General features: G+C 38.0%; 7 protein-coding genes. 3 read left to right on the forward strand and 4 right to left on the reverse strand.

The annotated features are described in order from the left end of the window. Positions 1-95: 95 nt before the first annotated feature. A complete protein-coding gene (locus PN450_RS11115) occupies positions 96-410 on the reverse strand; it encodes a DUF3593 domain-containing protein (RefSeq protein WP_015083350.1) in 315 nt (104 codons plus the stop codon). Further along, on the reverse strand, positions 407-742 hold the full coding sequence (locus PN450_RS11120) for a DUF2499 domain-containing protein (protein WP_015083349.1): 336 nt from the start codon (positions 740-742) through the stop codon (positions 407-409). The genes PN450_RS11115 and PN450_RS11120 overlap by 4 nt, the downstream gene beginning before the upstream one ends. 26 nt (positions 743-768) lie before the next feature. Here PN450_RS11120 and csaB point away from each other — a divergent pair, with 26 nt between their 5' ends. Then, entirely contained in the window at positions 769-1815 is a 1047-nt protein-coding gene (csaB, locus tag PN450_RS11125; protein WP_271836311.1) for a polysaccharide pyruvyl transferase CsaB, read from the forward strand. Positions 1816-2106: 291 nt separating this feature from the next. Continuing rightward, entirely contained in the window at positions 2107-2658 is a 552-nt protein-coding gene (locus tag PN450_RS11130; protein WP_271822852.1) for a YciE/YciF ferroxidase family protein, read from the forward strand. 124 nt (positions 2659-2782) lie between these two features. On the opposite strand, the gene PN450_RS11135 is transcribed toward PN450_RS11130, so the two are convergent. Beyond that, positions 2783-3460 carry a fasciclin domain-containing protein gene (locus PN450_RS11135; protein ID WP_271836313.1) on the reverse strand — a complete coding sequence of 226 codons (678 nt, stop codon included), beginning with the start codon at positions 3458-3460 and terminating at the stop codon, positions 2783-2785. A gap of 407 nt (positions 3461-3867) precedes the next feature. On the opposite strand from PN450_RS11135, the gene PN450_RS11140 reads away from it, so the two are divergent. Continuing rightward, entirely contained in the window at positions 3868-4662 is a 795-nt protein-coding gene (locus PN450_RS11140) for a glutathione S-transferase family protein (RefSeq protein ID WP_213797908.1), read from the forward strand. On the opposite strand, the gene PN450_RS11145 is transcribed toward PN450_RS11140, so the two are convergent. Continuing rightward, positions 4616-4847 (reverse strand): hypothetical protein (locus tag PN450_RS11145; protein ID WP_334311489.1); only part of this gene is annotated, 232 nt, incomplete at its 5' end. The genes PN450_RS11140 and PN450_RS11145 overlap by 47 nt on opposite strands.

Genomic DNA, 4847 nt, shown 5'->3' on the forward strand with positions numbered 1-4847 from the left:
GGTAATTGGTAATTGGTAATTGGTAATTGGTAATTGGTAATTGGTAATTGGTAATTGGTAATTGGTAATTGGTAATTGGTAATTGGTAATTCTTTCTATTCCCTGTTTCCTGTTCCCTGTTCCCTGTTCCCTAATTCCTGTACTGCTTGGCGAAAACCTAAGACTAGTAAGATGTTAGCAAGGGTTAAAAAGACTTCTGCGCTGCCATGTAACCAGTCTACATTGGCTAGTTGTTCTCCGTACTGGACTTTGGCGTAAATGGCGGCGGGGATGGTGATGGCGACAAATACCAATGTGCCGTAAAATCCATATAGGGCTAAACGTGGCATTTGTGGACTGCGGCTGATAAACCACAAGAAACCCAAGTAGGGAAAGAGAGAAAGGGCAAAAAGGGTTTCTTTTGATATCATTGTTCTGATTTGATAGATTGTGTCTCAATGGGGCTTGTAGACTTGGTAGAACGCCAAATTAGATAAGCTGCTGCCCAGAGAGTAAAGTTACCAACTAATGTCATGGTAGCTTGTAGGGTGACTAACCATTCTAATGATTCGGAATTGTCGAAATAATGCCAAGTACAAGCACACATTGCGCTAATTAAAGCTGGTAACATGGCAAAGGATAATCCCCACCAACTCCGATTTTCTGTAAGTTCACCATATATCCAAATTAGCCAAATTGCGGCTATCCACTCAATGACGCTAGAAATATGAATTATCCAGGTGGGAATCGAAAGGGCGTGCATAATTAATCTAAAATCTAAAATTTAAAATGGGGAAAATGCGGGTTTTATTGTCTGGGTATTACGGTAAGGGTAATGGTGGTGATGAAGCTTTGTTAGCCACACTTCTGCAAATGCTACCACTTGATGTTACTCCTGTGGTGCTTTCTGGAAATCCTGAAGAAACTCATCGGCGTTATGGTGTGGAATGTTACAACCGCATGGCGATTTTCTCAGTCTTAAAGGCTTTGCGTTCTTGTGATGCTTTTGTTTGGGGTGGTGGTAGTTTAATTCAAGATGCTACTAGTCTGATTAGCCCTTTTTATTATGGCGGATTGATGGCTTTAGCTCAAGTTATGGGTTTGAAAACTGTGGCTTGGGGACAGGGTATAGGTCCTTTGTTGCATTTCCAAACTCGTTGGTTAGCGAAGAGGAATTTTACAGGTTGTACTCAAGTGAGTGTGCGCGATCGCTCCAGTTCTCGGTTATTATCAGATTGGAGTATACCCCATATCCTTGCCCCTGACCCGGTTTGGGCGTTGGAATCGAAGCCAGTCCCGGAATTAGTAGATTTACCAAAACCCAGAATTGCAGTTACTTTAAGAAATCATCCTCAATTAACAGAAAAGCGGTTAACAAATTTAACTCAAGCTTTAGTTAATTTGCAGAAAGAAACCCAAGCTTTTATTTTATTATTGCCATTTCAAAAAAGTGAAGATCTAGAAATTGCGGAAAAAATTCATACTCAATTACCAGATGTGAGTAGAGTTATTTGTTCCGAAGATCCACAAATTTTAAAAGGTGTATTTCGCGGTGTGGAAATGTCCATAGGAATGCGTTTACATAGTTTAATTATGGCAGCAAGTGAAGGTTCACGTTGTTTTGCATTGAGTTATGATCCCAAAGTTAACCGATTAATGGAAGATTTAGAAATACCTGGTTGGGATTTAAAGGATTTACCAGATGATATACATTTAATTAGTAAAAGTTGGATTAATTATTATTATCATGGGGAATCTTTGTCACCTCATAAAATTCAATCTTTAATAAATGGAGCTTTTTTACATCGGGATTTGTTGAAGGAAGCTTTAAAATGAAATTTCCTCAATAGCACTTAAGTATTGGATACAGCAGCTTTCAGCGGTCTAAACTGTGATTCTTGTGATTTGGATGATTTGGATGATTTTGGGGATAAAAAACCCATTAATCATCTAAATCAAATTAATCACATAAATCATAGTTCAGACTTTTGTCTGATATTGTCACTGCAATCACAATTAAACTTCACACCCTTACTGTGTCTTTAGTAAGAAGAGAATTGGTCGGACTAGACGTAGGGTTAATGGAACGACTGTTAAAGGCAGCGAAATACCATTAGGAGAATCATCATGGTTTTAGTTAGCGAGCGTCCAGGGACGAAAAAAATCACCAGCTTACAACAGCAGTTTATCTATGAAATGAACATCATGTACGATGCTGAAAATCGCTTCTTAGAAGCCCAGCAAATGATGTGGCAATGTTGTCAAAATAGTAAATTGAAAGCTGTGATTGAGCCACATATTCCAGAAACTGAACAGCATATCGAAAACCTGAAACAGGTTTTATCTATTTTAGGAGAGCAACCACAACGAATTACCTGTGATCTTGCGGTTGGTTTAATTAGTGAAGGTCAAAAATTTGCCCTTTTAGCTGCCGATAATCCCAAAATTATCGACTTAGGATTGGCAGAATGGCATAGTAAGATTGAACAATTGGAAATAGTTTGTTATCGTGGTTTAATTAAGGTAGCGGAACAAATGGGACAAAACCAAGTTGTCCAGTTGTTAGAGCAAAACTTACACCAAGAAGAACAGACAGCACAAAAGCTGGAACAGTTGATGATGCAGTTAGTTCAAGAAGCGAAGCAAACTGAAGCTAAGGCTACTGCTAAAGCTCGTTAGTTTGATGGCTATTTCTTCAAAAAAGTCCAGTTTAAACTGAGTCTTTTCCCATAGTAAAATCCCCAGTTTTTGATAAATTCGGGGATTTTAACTTACGGATTTTGATCAATCAAATACTAAAAATCTATAAATCAGGAGGCAGGATCACTTTATCAATTGCATGAATAACACCATTCTTACCTTGGATATCTGCCTGAGTTACCTTGGCATCATTGACACTTACACCTGCTTTTGGATCAACTTTAACATTAATAGCACCCCCTTCTACGCTTTTTACTTCCCCAGATTTTAATTCAGTGGAGAGTACCTTACCTGGGACTACATGATAGGTTAAAATTTTCACCAATACTTCCTTATTTTCTGGCTTCAATAAATCCCTTAATGCGTCTGCTGGTAATTCTTTAAATCCTGCATCTGTGGGAGCAAAAATGGTAAAAGGACCCTCTCCCTGTAAAGTATCTGTCAGTCCTGCTGCTGCTAAAGCTTTAATAAGGATTGTAAAAGATCCATTCTCATTGGCCAAAACTACTAAATTTTTAGTTGGTTTTGTTTCGGTTAGAGGTGCTGTTGGGGTGGGTTTAACAGTGGGAACTTCTGTTTCTGGCTGTGTGGGTGTGGTAACTGGTGCAGTTTCACTGGGCTTTTTACCACGATTGTAGAGCGGTTCGTTGAAAATACTTGGTCTGGAATTGGGATTGCGGACTTCTTTCGCTGGAGATGGGATAGTAGTCAAAAGACCGATACTCATTAATCCCATGATTGCAGTAATTTTGGTCAATAATTTGCTGTAATTAGCGTTCATAAATTTTGTTTGTATTGATTGCATATAAGTTATATCAAGATTTATCACATTCTGCCAACTAAAAAGGTTCTTGACTGAGGAACAGGATTTTTTGTAAAATTTTAGGTAAAGTTATCAAAGAATTTAGAAGTCGGTAGTCAGAAGTAGGAATATTATAATATCCAACAATTTCAACAATTTCAACAATTTTATGCTGTGAACTATTTTGAAAATCTCAAGTGTCTGGAAAAATGCTAAATCAATTGACAGGCATAACAATCCGAGTTTAATTATCACACAAATTCGAGTAATTTTCAACTTGATGGGCAACAACTCAACCCAGAAAATGATAAATTCACAGGAAAAATGCTAAGAATTAAGGATACAATTATAAAATTAACAACTAAACAAGTTGCAGAATATACAATATGCTAGAACTATATCAGTGGGAACTATCTCAATTTTCCGAAAAAGTTCGTTTACTCTTAGATTATAAAGGACTAGAGTATCGCAAAATCGAAGTTGCACCAGGCATTGGCCAGCTAGAATTATTTCGCTTGACTGGACAAAAACAAGTTCCAGTGTTAAAAGATGGCAATAGATATATTGCTGATTCTACAGAAATCGCTAAATATTTAGATTCAGAATACCCAGATCGTCTGCTGATACCGATAGATCCCAAAAAACGCGCTTTGACTTTATTATTGGAAGATTGGGCTGATGAGTCAATCGGTGCTAAAGGTAGAAAGGCTCTATTTGCAGCTATTAGTCAAGATCAGAGTTTTCGTAAGTCGTTGTTACCAGTTTCCACTCCAGATATTCTCAGAAGTGTTATCGAAGGTGTTCCTGGTGATTTTCTGTCAGCGCTGGGTTTTGGTGTCGGTTTTACACCAGATGTGGTAAATGCGGCTGTTACTAGCTTAAAACAAGATTTGGATATTATTACCCAATTGTTGGTAGGTAGTCCTTATTTAACAGGTGATGAACCAACTTTAGCTGATTTAACAGTTGCTAGTTTATCAATGCTTTTGAAGTTTCCCGATGGTGCTTATTTGGATTTACCAGTATCTCTGAGAGGGAAAGGATTGTCCAGCATAGCGGATAATCCTGATTATGAAGCATTTTTTGCTTGGCGCGATCGCATCTATTCACAATTTAGAAAACCATTACCAGGAATCACACCACCCGGAGGAAATTCACCAACAAGTATTCAAATTGACTAAGGAATGGGTAATGGGTAATGGGTAATGGGTAATTGGTAATGGGTAATGGGTAATGGGTAATGGGTAATGGGTAAGAATTTCTTTCTCTGTCCTCCCTGTTCCCTAACAACTGACAACTAACAACTGACAACTGACAACTGACAACTGACAACTGACAACTGACAACTGACAACTGACAACTGACA

The organism is Dolichospermum lemmermannii CS-548, assembly GCF_028330815.1.
GTDB classification, from domain to species: Bacteria; Cyanobacteriota; Cyanobacteriia; order Cyanobacteriales; family Nostocaceae; genus Dolichospermum; species Dolichospermum lemmermannii.

What these genes read in the sequence shown, in the direction of transcription:
- PN450_RS11115 (WP_015083350.1), bottom strand. Translation starts at nt 410, where the DNA reads ATGATATCAAAAGAAACCCTTTTTGCCCTTTCTCTCTTTCCCTACTTG.
- PN450_RS11120 (WP_015083349.1), bottom strand. Translation starts at nt 742, where the DNA reads ATGCACGCCCTTTCGATTCCCACCTGGATAATTCATATTTCTAGCGTC.
- csaB (WP_271836311.1), top strand. Translation starts at nt 769, where the DNA reads ATGGGGAAAATGCGGGTTTTATTGTCTGGGTATTACGGTAAGGGTAAT.
- PN450_RS11130 (WP_271822852.1), top strand. Translation starts at nt 2,107, where the DNA reads ATGGTTTTAGTTAGCGAGCGTCCAGGGACGAAAAAAATCACCAGCTTA.
- PN450_RS11135 (WP_271836313.1), bottom strand. Translation starts at nt 3,460, where the DNA reads ATGAACGCTAATTACAGCAAATTATTGACCAAAATTACTGCAATCATG.
- PN450_RS11140 (WP_213797908.1), top strand. Translation starts at nt 3,868, where the DNA reads ATGCTAGAACTATATCAGTGGGAACTATCTCAATTTTCCGAAAAAGTT.